The following is a 218-nucleotide window of genomic DNA, read 5'->3' as shown; positions in this document are numbered from 1 at the left end:
TAGCAAACTCGATGCCCGAGTGGTGGAATTGGTAGACACAAGGGATTTAAAATCCCTCGACTAACAAGTCGTGCCGGTTCAAGTCCGGCCTCGGGCACCACTTTAGCTCAGTTGGTAGAGCGCGACCTTGCCAAGGTCGAGGTCACGAGTTCGAGCCTCGTGTACCGCTCCATATTAGTTTTATCCACTTGCTTTAAATAGCAAACTCGATGCCCGAG

Annotated in this window: 1 tRNA gene; it reads left to right on the top strand. The window is 51.4% G+C overall.

Going from position 1 to position 218, the window contains the following annotated elements:
• Positions 1-13 precede the first annotated feature (13 nt).
• Positions 14-100, top strand: a tRNA-Leu gene (locus DO88_RS00005).
• Positions 101-218: the final 118 nt, after the last annotated feature.

Origin of the sequence: Pseudoalteromonas sp. S3431 (genome assembly GCF_000690035.1) — a bacterium.
GTDB classification, from domain to species: domain Bacteria; phylum Pseudomonadota; class Gammaproteobacteria; order Enterobacterales; family Alteromonadaceae; genus Pseudoalteromonas; species Pseudoalteromonas fuliginea.
The sequence above is the reverse complement of the archived record's forward strand: the minus strand, read 5'-3'. Positions and strand labels throughout refer to the sequence as shown.